The organism is Hymenobacter citatus (genome assembly GCF_014333615.1).
Classification (GTDB): domain Bacteria; phylum Bacteroidota; class Bacteroidia; order Cytophagales; family Hymenobacteraceae; genus Hymenobacter; species Hymenobacter citatus.
In genome coordinates, this window is record NZ_JACSCY010000006.1 from 149,053 (window position 1) to 165,852 (window position 16,800).

A 16,800-nucleotide genomic window follows, 5' to 3' on the forward strand; every position below is an offset into this window, starting at 1 on the left:
ATACACAAACGATATCAGCTACACTACTATCGTTATACAAAATGTGGTCCAACAGCCATTTAAAGCATCAAGTCGGTATAAAACACAAAAGCGTCCTAAGTCTGAACTTAGGACGCTTTTGGTAACAAGACTAACTATTAGCCTATTCTTTCACCACCTTCCGGGTTACTTTCTCGGCTTTCGTTTCTATTGTCACCAAGTACGTACCAGTACGTAGGGTGCTAAGCGAAACGCTGTTTGTAGCATCTAGCGTGCTAGTCAATAGCGTCCGTCCTGTCAGGTCCGTTACAATCACACGGGCACCTACAAGCGATTCGTTGGCGCTGATGTGCAGCACATCACGAACTGGATTCGGATAGAAGGACATCTCGCGGGCGGCTTCTGTATTCGTAATAGCAGCTATTGGCGAGTAGGCAAAGGTACCATCTTCGTCCACCTGCTTCAGACGGTAGTAAGAAGTGCCCGACAGAGGCTGCTCATCAAGTGTCGAGTACACCGTTTCGCTCCCCTTAGAGCCTTGCCCTTTCACGAACTGCAACACGCTAAACTGCTCGCCATCCTGGCTGCGCTGCACCTCAAACCCTTTGTTGTTCTTCTCGCTGGCCGTAGCCCAATCGAGTTTCACACCACGGGCAGTGAGTTTTGCAGCAAACGACTTCAACTCTACGGGTAGCGGCGTACCTGGGACAGTAGCATCTACTGGCACTATTTGGGTAGGAGGTGTTGGCGTGCGGTAGTTCTCAGCACCTGGCACCGACAACCGCTGACCTGAGTTATTAACCGCTACATAGTTGTAGTCGAACACATAGAAGTAGTATTGCTGGTTAGGGTCCAGTCCTTTCACTACTGCTTGGTCACCGGTACCTGTGTAAACAGCGTAGTAGCCTGGTGCCACAGTATTGCCTTGTCCAAAGGTACCATCTGCAGCTAGATAGCTTTGTCCATCTTGCGGCTGCGAACTGCCACTTAGTGAGTTGGAAAGACTAGCAATGATAAGTCGTCCTTCACCTGAGCCATTTGCTGCTCCTCCCTGTGTTGGAGAGAAAAATACAGTGGCAGACGAGCCATTACGTGTTACACTGATAGTTGTTTGCACAGTAGGCTCCGTGTCGAGTGCTCTACCACTGAGCCCGCCATTTACCGAGAAATCCTGGAAGGTCTTTACCGTAAAATCATCGCTACGGAATTGCAGCTTCGATGTGGCATCCCCAATGTGGGTAGGTTTATAGCGCACATATACCACCTGATCAATGCTAAATGTATTTGCATCTGGGGTGAACGTCACTGTTTGGCCAAAATCAGCATCATTCTGCGTCAACGAAATCTGGAACTGATCCTGCAGTGGATTGTTGAACTGGCTTGGCTGTGTCAGCACTTCTGCTACTGTAATAGCTTGACGAACCCGCGAAGCACGCACCGTAACTGCTACTAAGTTTGATACTGTTCCGATTACTACGTTGTTGATTTGCGGAGTTTGCGCCAAAATCTCAACTGAAGGAGCGCTAAATCCTTTCACCTGCACGGCAGCTCCTACGGCAGGGTCGCTGGTGTTTGAAATGCTAGCTAAGTCAGGTTGAGCACTGGCCACAGAAGGCAAGTAGCGAACATAAATCGACACTGGATTTTGAAATCCGTCACCGGTAGCATTGTTGCGCGTCACGGTGATTGTATTGCCAGTAGCACCGTTTAAAGTAGCGAAATCTGCTTCTTGCAACGCCACTTGAAAGTTGTTGGGAGCTTGTACCGTAATATCACGAATTAAGCCCTGACCATTCAACTTATAGCTTTGAGTTGCTGAAGCGACACCAGGAACCGTTGAGAAGTCGGTCAGAGTGTTATCGGCTGATATGGTCGCAGCAGTGCCATTACTGTTTGCCACCACGTTTACTATTTTATTAGGCGCTCCGCTGTTAGGGCTGCTAGCTGTAATCGTACCAGCGTAGTTACCTGTGGTAAGTGGGCCTGCTAGTCGCACTTCAATCGTACGCTCGGATACCCTACCATTGACTGGCTGGAATGATAGTGGCTTCGATTCAAAATCACCTATCCCTGCTTCACGAATTTCAATATTGGGATTTGATGAAGCAGAGCTGGCGGGCGTTAGCACCAGTGGGTTAGTTCCCAGCAGTGTACCACCAACCTTAAATGTCAGTACCTGCGCCGATCCGTTTGAGGAAACCGGACCGAAATCTAACGTTGCTGGGTCGGGATTAATAAAAATATCAGCTACAGTAGGAGCAGCCAAACCATTGCCATTCACTTGTAGAATGGAGTTAACAGTGGTACCCGAAGAAGCAGCAATAGTAGCAGCCCGATTACCGGTAGTAGAAGGCGAAAATTGCACTTGTAGCTCAGTGCTATTCAACGTACCACCAGTTCCAGTCAATGTGACTTGCGCTCCAAAAGCTCCCGCTGTGCCACGACGGATTAGAAACTCATTTGAAGGCGAGTTAACTATGATCGTATTGTTATCAAGATTTTGCCCGCTTACAAAGAAAGAAATGGCAGTAGAGGAGCGTCCAACCTGTGTATCCGAGAAAGTGATATTGGCGGGTGAAACCGTAACAACTGGTGCTGGAGCAACTCCTGTGCCTGTAAGCGTAACAAACTGCGTAGTTGCACCAGCGCTAACAAACGACACGTTACCATTGAATGCACCTGTCACTACAGGAGCAAATCGAACTTCCACTACTGCATTCACAGTACCACTAGCCTGTGTGAGCATTAGCGTGTTACCAGCAGTGAGATAAGCAGCATCACCTTGCTTGCGGAATTCGTAGCCAGTTGGCACTTGCACAGAAATATCGCCCATTAAGCTGCTACCCTGAACAGCAATGCTCTGGGTGTTCGACTTAGTGTTTGTTTCTACGTTGCCGAATGCCAGCGTTGAAGGTGAAACAGCAATAGTTGGTGCAACAGCCGTTCCGCTAACTGAAACTGTTTTCTGTGTAACTCCTGTAGTATTAAACGTAATCTGCCCACTATATGTACCTGCAGCCGTTGGATTGAAAACAACTTCTACAACCGAATTGACAGCACCGTTAGTTGGGACTAATGCAAGGGTAGCCCCTTCCGCTAAATAAGCAGCATCGCCCTGCCTGCGGATTCGGTAACCAGATGGCGCGACAACGTTGATATTAGAAGTTAGCCCACTACCCGAAACACTAACCGTTTGCGAGGCCGATTGAGCATTGATAGCCGTATTCGGAAACCCTAAAGATGTTGGCGTAATAGTGAAGTTTGACGCAACAGTACCGATTAGACGAACATCATCAATAGCAATAAGATCACCCGAAGTAGCAAGGCGTCGGAATCTCAATTCTATAGTTTTTGAGGTAGGAGACCCTACAAAAGGATTATTAAAGGTTACTAAATTCCATCCCGGACGGCTAATGTCTACGTTGCCAATGGCTATGTATGTGCTACCAGCACCAAAAGATGCAGTCCTATATTCTGCTACGAAATCTCCTGGTTGGGAATATCCTCCTGGATCTACGTAGACCCCAAAGCTTAAGCTGATATTAGTAAGGTTAGAAATATCTATAGGCCGTATAGAGGTAGTGTATACCACACCATCTTGTGGAAAATCTCTTACACCATTCTGTAAAGGGCCAAAATAAAGTAACGATCCACCAGAAGCTCCAGCATAACCACTGGATGCTGGTATAGGCAACTCCTCTGAATTATCATTATTCAGCACCGAAGAGTTACCAGAAAATATAAGCTGCTTATTATCGAAGTCTTTAGCCGTATTAGCAGCACCTACTGTTTTAGTCGCTGCTGTACCAAATGTTTCCGTAAAAGCTTGAGCAAAACTGCTTACTGATGAACTTAACAGTAAGAGCAGAACTGCAACCCAAGGTCGAGCATATCTTCCCCAGGGCAAACTGTACAATTTTTTCATAATGAGTGGAAAAAGGAGGTTCTTCTGAAATATGCTTTTTTCGAAGCATAAGGTTTGTGCTTCTACGCAACAAGTCTATTCTATATCATAAATATTTAATGAAAATTTATGATATATCTAATAAAAGCCAATTAGGCATTCTTCATTATTCCTTCCATTTAGGGAGCCATAATTCATGCCAAGCCCCGTAATGAGACACTAATTACGTATTATTCTACTATGTGTACTATTGATTTATAATACTTTACGGTATGACTATTCCCTAGCTAAGTACAATTGCTAGACGGAGCGACTTGTTTCGCAATGCAAAATAGGTGATATAACTTTCCCGATCATACAGTCTACAATACTAATACTTGGTTACTCCCACAGCGGATATAACTCCAAGTCCACTTCCTGCCCAAAGAAGATACGGGTGCTTTCCTCAAAACTGCGTGTAAAATCGGATACGTAGAAATGATGTTGCGGTCGAACGGAGACTGTCGCCAGCAGTTCATGCTCTGTTAGCAACACTTTTAGGGCTGCAGCTACTACGTCAGAAGGATCAAGCACGTCAATACGGTCCTGGTAGAATTGGGTTATCTGTTCCCGAATCAAGGGATAATGGGTACAGGCTAGCACCAACGCCTCAATAGCTTCCAGTGACGAATCGGACAAGTAATTCTGGATAACGCTTTCACTAATAGCATTATCAAAAAAACCCTCCTCTACCATAGGGGCCAGCAGCGGGGTAGCCAAGGCGTGCAACTCAATCCCAGCGGCTAAGTCGTCAATCTTTTTGCGGTAGACGTTGGAGCCTACTGTTTGCTTGGTACCAATCAGGCCAATGGTGCGCCCGGCGTAGTGCTGCCCTACGTACGCCACAATAGGATCTATTACATTCAGCACCAGCGCTTTGCTACCCACATATTCGCGTACCAACTCGTAGGCAGCGGCTGAAGCCGAGTTGCAGGCAATGAGAATAGCCTTGCACTGCTGCCGCAGCAGCACGTCGCAGATCTTAACAGAATACGCCTGAATGGCGGCGGTCGACTTGTCGCCGTAGGGCAAGTGCGCTGTATCGCCGAAGTAAACAAGTCGCTCGTGGGGTAGGGCACGGTTTACGGCCCTGGCTACCGTGAGGCCACCAATACCGCTGTCGAAGATGCCGATGGGGCGGGATGCAAAATCAGAAGAAGGCGCCATATCGGGCGCGAAGGTAGGACAATTCGAGGTGTGGTACGGACCTGCGTTGCGGTATATTACTCCATTATCTGCTATATTTCTCACTCTCTTTTCATTCAGTGCCTATGAGTGAAGTTTTAGCAAAAATCGATGCTGCACTGCTTGCCTTCGACTCTCGCCGCGGCCGGCCGGTGGCCATTGAGCTAGGCGAGCGACTGTACACGCAGTTGGTACTGGATGTGGCGGCTGTTCCTACCTCCCAACAGGAGCTGGCCATTAACGCCGGCCGGCCTGTGGCCTACAAGGGCTTGGAAATCCTGCGTGATGAGCATCACGTGGACCGCATCTGGATTATCTGAATCACGGGCGCAGAACGTTACCTTTGTAACATGAATCTGCTTTCCGCTGAGAATATCTCAAAAAATTATGCCGACCGTTGGTTGTTCCGCGACCTGAACTTCGGCCTGCAACAGGGGCAGCGCGTGGCGCTGGTCGGCATCAATGGCACCGGCAAAACCACGTTGCTGCGCATTTTGGCCGGCATTGAGCCCGGCGACACGGGCTCGGTGAGCGTGCGCAAGGAAACCCGCGTGGCTTTTCTAGGCCAGCAGCCGGTGTTCGACGAGAACCTGACGGTGGAGGAAACCATCTTTGCCAGCCAAAACGCTACCTTGGCCGCCATCCGCGACTACGAGCACGTGGTGAACGACCCCAACCACTCGCCCAACGAGTTGCAAAGGGTGCTAGAACTAATGGACACGCACAATGCCTGGGACTATGACTCGCAGGTGAAGCAGATTCTGGGACGGCTGGGCATTTTGGGTGAGCTGCTGGAACGCAAGGTCAGCAACCTGTCGGGTGGGCAGCGCAAGCGTGTGGCCCTGGCCCGCGTGCTGATTGAGGAGCCCGACGTGCTGATTCTGGACGAGCCCACCAACCACCTCGACCTCGACACCATTGAGTGGCTCGAAAACCGTCTGGCCTCCCCTACCCTCACGCTGCTGATGGTGACCCACGACCGCTACTTCTTGGATAAGGTAGCCAACGAAATTGTGGAGCTGGACCAGGGCCGCGTGCATCGCTACCAGGGCAACTACTCTTACTTCGTGGAGAAGAAGGCTGAGCGCGAGCAGATGGAAACCGTGGAGGTAGAGAAGGCCCGTAACCTGTTGCGCAAGGAATTGGAGTGGATGCGCCGCCAGCCTCAGGCCCGCGGCACCAAGCAAAAAGCCCGCATCGACGCGTTCTACGAAACGCAGGAGAAAGCCAAAACCAAGATTGGCGGTCCACAGCTGGAGCTGTCAGTGAAAACGACCCGCCAGGGCGGCAAGATCATTGAGGTAGAGCACTTGCACAAGCAGTTCGGCGACCATGTGGTGCTGGATGATTTCAGCTATGTGTTCAAGAAAAAAGACCGCATCGGCCTGATTGGTCCCAACGGCGCGGGCAAGTCTACCCTGCTGAACATGCTCACGGGCCGCCTGGCGCCCGACTCGGGTACTGTAGATGCAGGTCAGACCACCGTGTTTGGTTACTACACCCAAACGGAGCTGGAATTCGACGAGTCGCAGCGCGTGATTGATATTGTGAAGGAGGTGGCCGAAGTAGTGGAAATGGCTAACGGCGACGTGGTAACGGCCTCGCAGTTTTTGCAGCACTTCCAGTTTCCGCCGGCCCAGCAGTATACGCTGGTGAGCAAGCTGAGCGGAGGCGAAAAGCGCCGCTTGCAGCTGTTGCGCGTGCTGATCAAGAACCCCAACTTCCTGATTCTGGACGAGCCGACGAACGACCTGGATATCATTACACTGAATATCCTGGAAGACTTCTTGCTGAATTTCGCAGGCTGCTTGCTCATCGTATCGCACGACCGTTACTTCATGGATGCGCTGGTAGAGCACGTGTTTGTGCTGGAGCCAGGCGGCGTGATGCATAACTTCCCCGGCAACTACACCGACTACCGCGAGTGGCAGAAGGAGCACAACACGGCCGAATATCAGCAGCAAGCCGCCAAAACGGCCAAGGCCGCCGCTGGCGTGGCGCCTGCCGCCGCCCCGGCTGCCCCCGTTCCTACCCCTGCGGCTACGCCCAAGCGCAAGGCTTCGTTTGCCGAGAAAAAGGAGTATGAGGCCTTAGAAGCCGACATGGAGAAGTTGGAAGCCGAAAAGCAGCAACTTGTAGAAAAGCTCAGCAGCGGCACTGGCGCCCCACAGGAGCTAGCCGATTGGGCCGCCCGCCTCAAGAAGATTGATACCGAACTCGACGTGAAGGGTGAGCGGTGGCTGGAACTAGCCGAGTTTGTTTAAAATAGTGAAGTGGTGAGCTTGTGAAGTTGTAAAATAAAAAGGGTATCATCCTGAACTTGCGAAGGATGATACCCTTTTTATTTCCCTATCAGCACATCAACAATCAACCCATCAGCACATCACCCTACGCCTTCCACACTTCTTGGCGCACGGCTTTGCCTACTGTCAGAAAAAGGCGGGTAGGGTTGGGGATGAGCGTGAGGCGGGCTTCCTTGCCGGAATATTTCTCCGAGTCGATCCAGACGCCTTCCTTGGGAGTAGGCTCGCCGCTGGTGTTGGCGGGCAGGTAGGCAGTGGGCAGCAGCACGTCGGTATCGGAACCCAGGTCGTCGTGCACTTTCTCCAGCGCTTCTTCCAGAAACTGGCCGTACTCATCGTTGAAGTCGTCTTCCAGGTCGTGCAGCTCCTCTTCCACGTCGTCGTAACGGGCGTCGTCGTAGGTGAGGGTTTGCAATTCCTGCTTCTTCTCAATCAGGGTAACGAGGGCTTGATTTAGTTCAGTAACGTTCATAGGTGTACAACGGCGGAGGTTAGAGTTAGCGGTACAAAGGTGGGGAGGAATCCCTACATTTCTACGGTGGCCGGGCTGTGCAACCCGCGAAAGGCCAACCGACAGACTAATATACGAGGCCGCCGACAGTTGTTTCCGACAGCCCGGTAGTGGCTTCTTCTACGCACTGGCAAAGATTCGCCGGTGCTTTTCGCGCTGATATTGTGTAAACCTCTTTTCTTTACCGCCGTTCTCAAAAGACCGACGTTTTTTACTTCTTCAATTCCCTTTTATGGCTCTCTCCCCCGACGTTCAGCAGAAAATCAATACCTGGCTCTCCGGCAACTACGATGCGAGCACCAAAGCCGACATTCAGCAACTGGTAGCCACTGGCCAGGACGATGCGCTCAACGATGCCTTCTACCGCGACCTGGAGTTTGGCACCGGCGGCCTGCGCGGCGTAATGGGCGCGGGCTCCAACCGCATGAATCGCTATACGCTGGGCATGGCCACGCAGGGCCTGAGCAACTACCTGCTGCGTTCGTTTGGCGGCCAGGAAATCAAAGTGGCCATTGCCCACGACTCGCGCAACAACAGCAAAGAGTTTGCGCGCATCGCGGCCGATATTTTCTCGGCCAACGGCATCACCGTATATCTGTTCGATGCCCTGCGCCCTACCCCGGAGCTGTCGTTTGCCATTCGCTACCTGGGCTGCCAGAGCGGGTGCGTTATCACGGCTTCGCACAACCCCAAGGAGTACAACGGCTTCAAGGTATACTGGAACGACGGTGCCCAAGTGGTGGCGCCGCACGATAAGAATATCATCGAGGAAGTACAGAGCATTCAGTCGGTGGATGAGGTGAGGTTCCAGGCCGATGATTCACGGATTCACTTGATTGGACAGGAGCTAGATGATGCCTACCTCACGCAAGTACAGCAACTCAGCATCGACCCGGCCGCTATTCAGCGCCAGTCGGACCTGAAGATTGTGTATACCCCCCTGCACGGCACGGGCATCACGCTGGTACCGCAGGCGCTGGAGCGCTTCGGCTTCCGCAACGTGCATGTAGTACAAGAGCAGGCCACTCCGGACGGCAACTTCCCCACAGTGCAGTCGCCGAACCCCGAGGAGAAAGTGGCCATGCAACTGGCTCTTGACCAGGCTAAAGCCTTGGATGCCGACATCGTACTAGCCACCGACCCCGACGCCGACCGCGTGGGCATGGGCGTGAAAAACGATAAAGGCGAATGGGTGCTGCTGAACGGCAACCAGACGGCCGCGCTGCTCACGCAGTACATCCTCTCGGCCCGCAAGCACGCCGGCAAGATGACCGATAAGGACTTCATCGTGTACACCATTGTAACCAGCGACGTGCTGGGCGACATTGCCAACCGCTACCAGGTGAAGGCCTACAACACGCTCACGGGCTTCAAATACATTGCTGGCATCATCCGCGACCTGGAAGGCCAGGAAACCTACATCTGCGGCGGCGAGGAAAGCTACGGCTTCATGATTGGTGACTTCGTGCGCGATAAAGATGCCGTATCGGCGTGCGCGTTGGTGGCCGAAATGGCAGCCGTGGCCAAAGACAAGGGCCGCACGCTCTACGAGGAAATGGTGCAGATGTACGCCGACTATGGCCTCTACAAAGAGCACCTGATTTCGCTGACCAAGAAGGGCCAGCGCGGCGCCGAGGAAATTCAGGAGATGATGCGCGAGCTGCGCGCCAACCCGCCCGTTACCATTGCCGGCTCACCGGTAGTGGAAATCCGGGACTACAAAACTGGTAAAATCACGGATAAGCGCACTGGCCAAACCACCGACACCGGCCTGGAAAGCAGCAACGTGCTACAATTCCTGACCGAAGACGGCAGCAAAATCTCGGCCCGCCCCAGCGGCACCGAGCCCAAAATCAAGTTCTACTTCAGCGTGAAGCAGCCGTTGGCGTCCACTGTTGATTTTGCTCTGGCCGACCGCACGCTGGATCAGCGCATTCAGGCGATTATCGAGGATATGCAGTTGAAATAGGGCTGATTTAGGACCTGATAGATTAAGAAAAGGGCTGTCATCCTGAGCAGCGCGAAGGACCTTCTCCCGCAAGAACGAGTCGTTGCTACGCCTCTCGTTTTTGTAGGAGAAGATCCTTCGCGCTGCTCAGGATGACAGCTCTTTTCGTTTCACTACCCTAGTCCCTCACTCATATCTGCCTTCTTAGGCGTAGGCTCGTCGAAAACAGCTCCCCGTTGGGGCGGCGCACGATGAAGATCAGCTCGCGCTTGTCGCCGGAGTGCAGCAGGCGGCTGATTTGTGTGAGTGTCATGCTCCCAGTGGGCTGCATGTTGATGATGAGCAGCTCATCATCGGGTTGCAGGCCGGCGTTGGCAGCGGGCGAGCCAGGCTCTACCTTTAGAATCAGGTAGCGGCGGTAGTCGGTGCCAACTGCCAGTAGATCAATACCACTCATATCGTGCTCGAAGGGGTCGTGGTAGAGCGTGTTGGGACGTAGCAGCAGCACACTCCGATGGTAATCGATGATGGTGGTGAAGCGCTTCAACAGCTCGAAGCCCAGGCCACCGTCGCGCGGCACGGTAGTTTTTAGGCGCACTTCCTGCGCATCGGGAAACGACGTGAGCAATGACTGCACCCGGTAGCGCCCCAACTGCATGCTCTGCACCCGCGCCAGATAGCCATTGATGTTGCCGCTAAGACCCAGCCCTAGCTGCGCCCGCAGCCGGCGCTGGGGTAGAGGGATATCGGACGCCGAACCGGTTTCCAAAGACAGGGCATGCCCTGCACCCGTGTCCAGAAGCAGTTTCAGGGGCATCGTCAGCGTGTCGTTGAGCTGCACGGCGGTGGTCAGGTAGGTGCGGTTGGCCCGCATCGTCAGTGGAATGCGCGCCCACCGCCGCGAGCGGGGTGCTTGGTAGCGGACGGGGTCGTGGAGGTAGAGCAGGGCCGGGTCGGCGTGGATTTCCACTACAAAGCTCTGGAATACATCGTATCCTAGAATACCGTGAATGGGCATGCCCACGTAGGCCGACAAGTTGAGCACATCCTCCGAAAGCGTGAAGAATGTGAGAGAAGGTGCCACCACACCCGGCAGCTGCACCTGCACGCTATCGACGCGGTAGGCCAGCAGCGGCTGCTCCGATTCGCCGGCACCCATCAGCCGGATTTCTTCGCCGGTGCGCAGTTGCAGAAAATTCTTTACGGCCGGATCGGTGAGAATGGAAATCCCTACCCCCGAATCGAGCAGGAAATTATAAGGTCCCTGTCCGTTGAGCCGGGCACTCACAATAATCAGATTGCGCTGCAACAGAAACGGTAGGCTGATGCGGCGCGTGCTCGGCCGCTCGAACCGGAAGGCCGGCTTTTCCTGCGCTGCCAGCGGCCCGGCGCTCAGCAGCAGTGCCGCCAGCAGCCACAGACGACTACCCTGAAAAATCAGTGCAAGTGCTTGAACCAGGAGCATACGGGGTGGGAAAGGGCGTCGGGGAAGATACGTAAAAAACGTACGCCCTGCTACCTCACCCCTACCCTAGCTTACCCCGGCAATTCCCACGTACCCTGTGGATTGTAGTGTAGCGCCCCACCCCGAATGTGCAGCGGCGCCGCCACGTTGTTGTGGTAGAGCTGGCCCGTGCCCAGGCCCTGCGGAAAGCCGTCGGTTACGTACTGCCCGGCAAATTGACTGATGGCATTCAGCCCCACATTGGACTCCAGCGCCGAGGTCAGCCACCAGCCAATGCCTAGCTGGTTGGCCGCGTGCAGCCACTGGAGCGTGCGTTGTAGCCCGCCCACCAAGGTTGGTTTCAGGATGATGTAGGCCGGCCGAATTTCTGAAAGCAGCGCCGTTTGCTGTTCGGCCGGCACGCCAATCAACTCCTCATCCAGGGCCACTGGCACCGGCGACTCCTGGCAGAGACGGGCCATTTCCGCCCACTGCCCCGCCCGAATGGGCTGCTCGATGGAGTGAATGGCAAACTCACTCAATGCCACCAGTTTGGCCAGCGCCTCGGCGGGTGCAAAGGCGCCGTTGGCATCCACGCGCAGCGTCAGCTCCTTGGGGCCGGCCACCGCTCGGATTTCGCGCAGCAGCTGTAGCTCCGTGGCAAAATCCAGGCTTCCGATTTTCAACTTCAGGCAGGAGTAGCCTTCCGCCAGCTTTTTCTGGATTTGCTCACGCATGAAGGCCGCATCGCCCATCCAGACCAGCCCGTTGATGGGTAGGCCCGCCTCCCCCCGGCTGAACGGCGTATCGTAGAGCAGGCGCTGGCCGCCGTGGTGCAGGTCGAGCAGGGCGGTTTCGAGGGCGAAGCGCAGGGCGGGCAGCTCTTCTCCCACCAGCTGGTGCGCGTGTTCGGGTGGCGACTCTGCCAGGGCACGGCGGTTGAACTCGGCGCACAGTGCCTGAATGTGTGCCTCGAAACCAGGGCCGTAGTCGGGACTGAGGCCGGCCAGCGGGGCGGCTTCGCCTAGCCCTACCACGTGGGGCTGGGCGGTGTCGTAGACGTGTAGGTACCAGGCCACGTGCTCCGTGAGGGCACCGCGCGAGGTGCGGGCCGGGAAGTTGAAGCGAAGCGGGCGGTGCGAGTAGCGGAGCGTAAGCATAGAAAACCTACGGCATAGGGGCCGTTGGTACACAACAGCGTGAATTGATTTCGGTTGGTTTCTACAAAAAATAAACCCTTGGCCAAGCCAAGGGTTTATGCATGCAATAAGCTTCGCAACTACTTAGCGAGTAGCTGTGGCCGGACGCGTGCGGCTGGCCATACCACCTTTGCGGCCGGCAGCGCGGGCCTCTTCTGAGGTGAAACGGTGCCCGCGGCCGCTGGCGTGCGAGGCCTTTCCGCCTTCGCTGGCAATGCGGCGCTGCTGCTCGGGGTCCATGGCCGCAAAGCCGCGTGGGCTTTTCGTAACGGCCTTGTTGGCCCGGCGTTGTGCGGGGCGACGGGTTGTGGCAGCGGGAGTTGCGTTGGTTTGCATAGCGTTTAGGAGTAAGTGGATGAAGTACAAAACCTGCTATCTACATAAGCAAGTCGAAACAAGAGACGATAAAAAGAATAGAAAGGCACACCTTTATAGCTATAAATCAAGGTTTATACTGAACAGTATAGTTACTTACCGCAACGCGCCGCGACAAATACGGATGAGCTTATAAAGCGTCGCATGTAGCACAATTCATTGTCCAACACCTACCTTTTGCCGTACGTATTAACAACCAGCCAATTCCATTTCGTATGTCTACTACTGCATCCCCATCTACCGCTACCGCTGCCGCTACCTCTACCACCCTCAACACCAACTGGCTAACCCGCTACCAGGCCGTGCGCGAGCAGTCGGTGGCGCTGTGCCGCCCGCTGCTGGCCGAGGATACAGTGGTGCAGCCTACCCTCGATGTGAGCCCACCGAAATGGCACTTGGCGCACATGAGCTGGTTTTTCGAGACGTTTCTGCTGCGCGAATACCTGCCGGGCTATACGGTTTTTCACCCCGGGTACGCCTACCTGTTCAACTCCTATTACAACTCGCTAGGCAGCCGCGTAAACCGCGCCGACCGTGGCACCATCTCGCGCCCGCCTCTGGCCGATGTGTATGCCTATCGTGCCCACGTAGACGCGCACATGGCGCAGCTGCTGGCCCTGGCCGACACGCTGCCCGCCACGTTTGCCGAGCTGTTTGAGCTGGGCTTGCAGCACGAGCAGCAGCACCAGGAGCTCCTGGCTACGGATATCAAATACATTCTGAGTACCAGCCCCTTGGCGCCTGCCTACCTCCCCGCACCCGACGCGCAGCCAGCGCCTACCCAGGCACCGGCCGCCACCTGGCTGCCCGTAACGGGGGGCGTGCACCGCGTGGGCTACGAGGGCACCGACTTTTGCTTCGACAATGAGCTGCCGGTGCACAGTACTTACGTGGCCGACTTTGAGCTACAGAACCGGCTGGTAACCAATGCCGAATACTTAGAATTCATACAAGCCGGCGGCTATAATGATTTCCGCTATTGGTTGGGGGAAGGCTGGGAGCTGGTGCAGCGCGAAGGCTGGCAGGCCCCGCTGTATTGGGTGGAGAAAGACGGGCAGTGGCTGCGTTTCACCCACCACGGCTTGCAACCCCTGAATATGGCCGCGCCGGTAACGCAAATCAGCTTCTACGAGGCCGATGCCTACGCGCAGTGGTCCGGCCACCGCCTACCCACGGAGCAGGAATGGGAAATTGCGGCCCGGCAGTTTCAGCCCACCACGGCGGCCGGCACCTTCCTCGAAAGCGGCCTGTTCGACCCGCAGCCCCTACCCACCGACGCCGACCCCAGCCAGTGCCATCAGCTGCTCGGCGACGCTTGGGAATGGACCTACTCGCCCTACCATCCCTACCCTGGCTACCAGCGCGCGGCCGGGGCACTGGGCGAATACAACGGCAAGTTTATGGTGAATCAACTGGTGCTGCGCGGCGGCTCTTGCGCCACCCCTGAGAGCCACATCCGTCCTACCTACCGCAACTTCTTCCACGCCGATAAGCGCTGGCAGTTCACGGGTATTCGCCTGGCCCGGTAGCGTCTGTCATCCTGAGTGGTGCGAAGGATCTTCTGCCAGTTGAACGAGTTGTTATTACGTCTGTCGTTCAATATCGTGAGAGGGTCCTTCGCTTCATTCAAGATGACAACCTCATTGTAAAACTGCACCCGACACCTTTTCCTTCATGCCCCACCTCTCCTCTCCTACCTCCACCGAGCCAGTGGCACCTGCTTCTACTACTGATTTGGGCCAGCACGTAGCCGATGGCCTGAGCCGTATGCCCAAAATGCTGTCGTCGATGTATTTCTACGACGACGAGGGCAGCCGGCTGTTTCAGCAGATTATGGCCCTGCCGGAGTATTACCCCACCCGCACCGAGTTTGCGCTGCTAACCACGCACCAGGCCGCCATTGCCGATGCCTTGCGCCCCGCAGCCGCCGACGAGCATTTTTTTTTGGTGGAGTTGGGCGCCGGCGACGGCCTGAAAACCAAGATTTTACTGCGCCACTTGCTCGCTACCAACGCCCGTTTTACCTACGTGCCGGTAGATATTTCGACAGGGGCGCTGGATGGCTTGGTGGCCAGCTTGGCCGACGAGCTGCCGACGCTACCTGTGGAGCCCGTAACGGCCGACTACGCCGACGCCCTGACGCTACTAGCGGCCCGGCCCGGCCGCAAAGCCGTGCTGTTTCTGGGTTCCAACATCGGCAATTTTCTACCCGAAGACCGGCATGACTTTCTACGAAGCGTGGCCCGCCCGCTCTCCTCCGACGACCGGCTGCTCATCGGCTTCGACCTTCAAAAAGACCCGCGCCTGATTCGGGCTGCGTATGATGATACGCAGGGCATCACGGCGGACTTCAACTTCAACCTGCTTAAGCGCCTGAACCGGGAGCTGGGCGCCAACTTCGACTTGGCGCACTGGCAGCACTATACCGATTATGACCCGCTGAGCGGGGCCGTACGCTCCTTTTTGGTGAGTACCCGCGCCCAAACGGTGCAGTTTGCGGCCCTGAATTTGGACGTAGCGTTTGCGGCCTGGGAGATGATTCATACCGAAAACTCCTACAAATTCACCCTCCCCCAAATCAAGCAGTTGGGACAGGAGGCGGGGCTCACACTGGTTCATTCCTTCTCAGATGCGCAGGCGTATTTCGCCGATGTGGTGCTGGCGCCTGAGTAGCCACGGCCCCACCTGCAGTTACGTTTCTCCTTCCTGACCTCTCCGTCTATGCCTTCTATGTCCTTAGTGAGCTTGGCTTCCGGCTACGGCCCCTACCCTACCCCCGCCGTGGCGGTGGAAGCGGCTATGGCTACCCTGCGCAGCGAACGGGCATTGCCGGTATCGGCGGCCGAAGGGCAACTGAAACTACGTGCGGCCCTGGCGGCGCACTACCGAAAACGAGGCGCTGCCCACGTAACGCCCGAGCATGTGGTGGTGACGCCTGGCGGCAAAGCAGGTTTGCTCACGCTGCTGCAAGCCGTGCTGCAACCCGGCGACGAAGTGCTGGTACCAACGCCCGCATGGTTTGGCTTTTGGGAGGTGATTCGACGGGCCGGTGGTGTGGCGCGTATGCTGCCGCTTTCAGCCGATGATAACTACGCCTTTACCCCGGCGCAGCTCGCGGAGGCCCTCACGCCCCGCACTCGTTTGCTGCTCCTCACCAACCCCAACAACCCCACCGGTCGTCTTTACACGCGGGCGGAGGTAGGGGCGCTGCTGGAAGTCACGCAACAACACCCCAAGGTGCTGGTGCTCTCCGATGAAATCTACGACCTGGTGCAGTTTGGCGAGGAGCCTACCCCTACCCTGCTTTCCTTCCCTGATCCGCACGCGCAGCATCTGGTGCTCAATGGCTTCTCGAAGTCGCTGGAGCTGGTGGGCTGGGGCGTAGGCTACTTGGTAATACCGCCAGCGCTAGCCCGCAGCTGCGCGGCCATTCAGTTTGCCACCGGCAAATCGGTGCCCGCGCCGGCCCAGGCAGCGGCCCAAGCGGCCGTAGAAGCCGCCGACGCCATTGCGGCCGACCTGTTGGCCCGTCTGGCGCCCAACCGGGCGCAACTCCTGCACGCCCTGGCCGCCCTACCCCACGTGCCCACCCTACCCCCACCGGCCGGCACCTACTACGCCTTCCCCGACTTACGCGCCTACTTGCCCCCAGCCGAATCGGTGGAAGTTGCCTCAGTTGCCCTGGTGGCCCATCTAAAATCCAACGGAGTAGAGGTGGTAGACGGCACCAGCTGCGGCACGCCGGGCTTTGTGCGGCTGTCGTACGCCGTGGAGCCCGAGGTACTAACCGAGGCGCTACCTCGGCTGCGAATGGCGCTGGAAGCAATGCGCAAGTGAATTTAGAGCGCTGTCAGCAACCCCAGTCCCTCCCCTCCGGGAAAGGGGGTGCCAGACGACATGTGCAAGAACTGTT

The 16,800-nt window shown here is 55.7% G+C and carries 12 protein-coding genes; 6 read left to right on the forward strand and 6 right to left on the reverse strand.

Annotated elements, in window-relative coordinates; all coding sequences use genetic code 11:
* Nucleotides 1-142: 142 nt before the first annotated feature.
* Nucleotides 143-3,904 (reverse strand): T9SS type A sorting domain-containing protein, encoded by a 3,762-nt coding sequence (locus tag H8B15_RS10225; RefSeq protein ID WP_187319586.1) that lies wholly within the window; start codon nucleotides 3,902-3,904, stop codon nucleotides 143-145.
* 360 nt (nucleotides 3,905-4,264) lie between these two features.
* On the reverse strand, nucleotides 4,265-5,089 hold the full coding sequence (murI, locus tag H8B15_RS10230; RefSeq protein ID WP_187319587.1) for a glutamate racemase: 825 nt from the start codon (nucleotides 5,087-5,089) through the stop codon (nucleotides 4,265-4,267).
* A 104-nt stretch (nucleotides 5,090-5,193) separates the two neighbouring features.
* Here murI and H8B15_RS10235 point away from each other — a divergent pair, with 104 nt between their 5' ends.
* Nucleotides 5,194-5,427 (forward strand): hypothetical protein, encoded by a 234-nt coding sequence (locus H8B15_RS10235; protein WP_187319588.1) that lies wholly within the window; start codon nucleotides 5,194-5,196, stop codon nucleotides 5,425-5,427.
* A 30-nt stretch (nucleotides 5,428-5,457) separates the two neighbouring features.
* Nucleotides 5,458-7,371, forward strand: coding sequence for an ABC-F family ATP-binding cassette domain-containing protein (locus H8B15_RS10240; RefSeq protein ID WP_187319589.1), 1,914 nt, complete (start codon nucleotides 5,458-5,460; stop codon nucleotides 7,369-7,371).
* Between the two features lie 124 nt (nucleotides 7,372-7,495).
* Here H8B15_RS10240 and H8B15_RS10245 read toward each other — a convergent pair whose 3' ends face one another.
* On the reverse strand, nucleotides 7,496-7,882 hold the full coding sequence (locus H8B15_RS10245) for a hypothetical protein (RefSeq protein ID WP_187319590.1): 387 nt from the start codon (nucleotides 7,880-7,882) through the stop codon (nucleotides 7,496-7,498).
* A 271-nt stretch (nucleotides 7,883-8,153) separates the two neighbouring features.
* Here H8B15_RS10245 and H8B15_RS10250 point away from each other — a divergent pair, with 271 nt between their 5' ends.
* Complete coding sequence (locus tag H8B15_RS10250; protein WP_187319591.1) at nucleotides 8,154-9,890, forward strand: phospho-sugar mutase; 1,737 nt, start codon at nucleotides 8,154-8,156, stop codon at nucleotides 9,888-9,890.
* Between the two features lie 169 nt (nucleotides 9,891-10,059).
* Here H8B15_RS10250 and H8B15_RS10255 read toward each other — a convergent pair whose 3' ends face one another.
* From H8B15_RS10255 to H8B15_RS10265, 3 genes are all read right to left on the reverse strand, one after another.
* Nucleotides 10,060-11,334 (reverse strand): aspartyl protease family protein, encoded by a 1,275-nt coding sequence (locus H8B15_RS10255; protein WP_187319592.1) that lies wholly within the window; start codon nucleotides 11,332-11,334, stop codon nucleotides 10,060-10,062.
* A gap of 71 nt (nucleotides 11,335-11,405) precedes the next feature.
* On the reverse strand, nucleotides 11,406-12,473 hold the full coding sequence (locus H8B15_RS10260; protein WP_187319593.1) for an o-succinylbenzoate synthase: 1,068 nt from the start codon (nucleotides 12,471-12,473) through the stop codon (nucleotides 11,406-11,408).
* 123 nt (nucleotides 12,474-12,596) lie between these two features.
* Nucleotides 12,597-12,848 (reverse strand): KGG domain-containing protein, encoded by a 252-nt coding sequence (locus tag H8B15_RS10265; protein WP_187319594.1) that lies wholly within the window; start codon nucleotides 12,846-12,848, stop codon nucleotides 12,597-12,599.
* Between the two features lie 254 nt (nucleotides 12,849-13,102).
* Between H8B15_RS10265 and egtB the strand changes: the two genes are divergently transcribed.
* From egtB to H8B15_RS10280, 3 genes are all read left to right on the forward strand, one after another.
* Nucleotides 13,103-14,416 (forward strand): ergothioneine biosynthesis protein EgtB, encoded by a 1,314-nt coding sequence (gene egtB / locus H8B15_RS10270; RefSeq protein WP_187319595.1) that lies wholly within the window; start codon nucleotides 13,103-13,105, stop codon nucleotides 14,414-14,416.
* A gap of 145 nt (nucleotides 14,417-14,561) precedes the next feature.
* Nucleotides 14,562-15,560: an L-histidine N(alpha)-methyltransferase gene (egtD, locus tag H8B15_RS10275; RefSeq protein ID WP_187319596.1), complete on the forward strand. Its 999-nt coding sequence runs from the start codon at nucleotides 14,562-14,564 to the stop codon at nucleotides 15,558-15,560.
* 48 nt (nucleotides 15,561-15,608) lie between these two features.
* On the forward strand, nucleotides 15,609-16,724 hold the full coding sequence (locus H8B15_RS10280; RefSeq protein WP_187319597.1) for a pyridoxal phosphate-dependent aminotransferase: 1,116 nt from the start codon (nucleotides 15,609-15,611) through the stop codon (nucleotides 16,722-16,724).
* The last annotated feature ends 76 nt before the right edge of the window (nucleotides 16,725-16,800 follow it).

Bases quoted from the DNA above. Each gene is read 5' to 3' on its own strand.
- murI (WP_187319587.1), bottom strand. From the start codon at position 5,089: ATGGCGCCTTCTTCTGATTTTGCATCCCGCCCCATCGGCATCTTCGAC.
- H8B15_RS10225 (WP_187319586.1), bottom strand. From the start codon at position 3,904: ATGAAAAAATTGTACAGTTTGCCCTGGGGAAGATATGCTCGACCTTGG.
- H8B15_RS10240 (WP_187319589.1), top strand. From the start codon at position 5,458: ATGAATCTGCTTTCCGCTGAGAATATCTCAAAAAATTATGCCGACCGT.
- H8B15_RS10250 (WP_187319591.1), top strand. From the start codon at position 8,154: ATGGCTCTCTCCCCCGACGTTCAGCAGAAAATCAATACCTGGCTCTCC.
- egtB (WP_187319595.1), top strand. From the start codon at position 13,103: ATGTCTACTACTGCATCCCCATCTACCGCTACCGCTGCCGCTACCTCT.
- H8B15_RS10255 (WP_187319592.1), bottom strand. From the start codon at position 11,334: ATGCTCCTGGTTCAAGCACTTGCACTGATTTTTCAGGGTAGTCGTCTG.
- H8B15_RS10280 (WP_187319597.1), top strand. From the start codon at position 15,609: ATGCCTTCTATGTCCTTAGTGAGCTTGGCTTCCGGCTACGGCCCCTAC.
- H8B15_RS10235 (WP_187319588.1), top strand. From the start codon at position 5,194: ATGAGTGAAGTTTTAGCAAAAATCGATGCTGCACTGCTTGCCTTCGAC.
- H8B15_RS10245 (WP_187319590.1), bottom strand. From the start codon at position 7,882: ATGAACGTTACTGAACTAAATCAAGCCCTCGTTACCCTGATTGAGAAG.
- egtD (WP_187319596.1), top strand. From the start codon at position 14,562: ATGCCCCACCTCTCCTCTCCTACCTCCACCGAGCCAGTGGCACCTGCT.
- H8B15_RS10260 (WP_187319593.1), bottom strand. From the start codon at position 12,473: ATGCTTACGCTCCGCTACTCGCACCGCCCGCTTCGCTTCAACTTCCCG.
- H8B15_RS10265 (WP_187319594.1), bottom strand. From the start codon at position 12,848: ATGCAAACCAACGCAACTCCCGCTGCCACAACCCGTCGCCCCGCACAA.